Origin of the sequence: Curtanaerobium respiraculi (assembly GCF_024609215.1) — a bacterium.
GTDB classification, from domain to species: Bacteria; Actinomycetota; Coriobacteriia; order Coriobacteriales; family Eggerthellaceae; genus Curtanaerobium; species Curtanaerobium respiraculi.
In genome coordinates, this window is record NZ_JANIPD030000031.1 from 1 (window position 1) to 1,737 (window position 1,737).

General features: G+C 62.8%; 3 protein-coding genes. All 3 read left to right on the forward strand.

Annotated elements, in window-relative coordinates; all coding sequences use genetic code 11:
* Positions 1 to 339 (forward strand): GntR family transcriptional regulator (locus tag NOV21_RS07820; RefSeq protein WP_283171733.1); only part of this gene is annotated, 339 nt, incomplete at its 5' end.
* Positions 339 to 998 (forward strand): ABC transporter ATP-binding protein, encoded by a 660-nt coding sequence (locus NOV21_RS07825; protein ID WP_283171734.1) that lies wholly within the window; start codon positions 339 to 341, stop codon positions 996 to 998. The genes NOV21_RS07820 and NOV21_RS07825, both read left to right, overlap by 1 nt.
* On the forward strand, positions 992 to 1,737 hold a 746-nt coding region (locus NOV21_RS07830; RefSeq protein WP_283171735.1), incomplete at its 3' end, for a hypothetical protein. The genes NOV21_RS07825 and NOV21_RS07830, both read left to right, overlap by 7 nt.

Sequence of the window (1,737 nt, forward strand, 5' to 3'; positions counted from 1 at the left end):
CCCATCTGGCGGCAGATTGCCGTGCGCATCAAGTCTGACGTTGCGGGTGGTAGGCTCGCCCCGGGAGAGAAGGTCGCATCGGTGCGCGACCTAGCCGTTCAAGCGGGGGTAAACCCCAACACGATGCAACGCGCCCTCGCGCAGCTCGAGCAGGAGGGCATCCTGCGCACCGAGCGCACGAGCGGCAGGTACGTGACGGAGGATGCCGGGGTGCTCGACGTCCTGCGCGGGCAGCTCGCATCCGAGGTCATCGCCGAACTCTACCGCAAGCTGCGCGCGATCGGCATGGATGACGATCAGATCATGGCGGCGGTCGCCGCCTGGAAGGATGGGAACTGATGACGATTCTGGAATGCAAGGCGCTCACCAAGCGGTACGGGGAGGTCGCGGCGCTCGACGGCGTCGACCTCTCGCTCGAGGCGGGCCAGGTGATTGGCCTTTTGGGGCCGAACGGCTCGGGCAAGACGACGCTGATCAAACTTGCCAACGGCCTCATCAAGCCGACATCCGGTCAGATTCTCATAGAAGGCATGCCTCCATGCGTAGAGACCAAGGCCAAGGTGGCCTACCTGCCCGACCGCGACTTCTTGCCCGAGTACATGAGCACGGCGCAGCTGCTCGACTACTACCAGGACTTCTTCGCGGACCTGGGGCTCGACGTATCAGGCCGCCTCAAGGAGCTGTCCCGGGGTACGCGCGAGAAGGTCCAGCTCATCCTCACGATGAGCCGACGCGCCCATGCATACCTGCTCGACGAGCCCATCGCGGGCGTCGACCCCGCGGCACGCGACTATATCCTGCGCACCATCATCTCAAACTACTCGCCGGACTCGCTCGTGCTCATCTCGACGCACCTCATCGCCGGCATCGAGGGGGTGCTCGACGACGTCGTCTTCCTCAAGCAGGGCAGCGTGGTGCTTCATGAACTCGCCGACGACCTGCGCGAACGCATAGGCAAGAGCATAGATGGTCTCTTCAGGGAGGTATTCGCATGCTAGGTACGCTTCTCAAATATGACTTCCGCGAGATCGGGAGAAAGATGGGCCCGCTCTACGGCGCGCTTGCTGCGATACCTATTGTCACAGGAATGCTTTTTGCCATAAGAGGGAGCAAGGTCAGTACCGCCAACGATCCCCTCTCTGCCATCATAATAATCATGATGCTTGCCTGGTTAGTCCTGTTTGTGGCAATTGGCGTCGTCACGCTGGTGCTCGTGGCGCGCAACTTCCATGACACGGTCTTCGGGAGCCGCGGCTATCTCACCAACGTCCTGCCGGCGCGCGCAGTCGACCACGTGGCGGGCAAAACCATCAACGGGATCATATGGACGGTGCTCACCGCGCTCATGAGCATCATCGCAGTCGCGCTGTTCGTCGCCACCATCGTCCTCGTGAACCCCGCCGCCCGGGGATCCCTCCTCGAGACCCTCGGATCGACTTCGCTCGGGTTGGTCTCGTTTCCCCAGTCGGCGATGGCGGAAATGACGAAGACCGTCGGCGTGGCGGCCATCTCATTCCTGGCCTTCTCCACCTTGGCGGTGTCGTGGCTCTTCGCGAGCATTTCACTGGGCAGCATGGCGAGAAGGCACTCGGGGTTGGCCAAGGCGGCAGCATTCGCGGCACTCGCGCTCGCGTGGCTGCTCGCGTCGAATGCCCTGGGCACGACCTATGTGAACCTCCTGCTGGTGCAGGTTGCCCTCGCGGTCATCTTCAGCGCGGCGTCGACGTACGTCTTGGA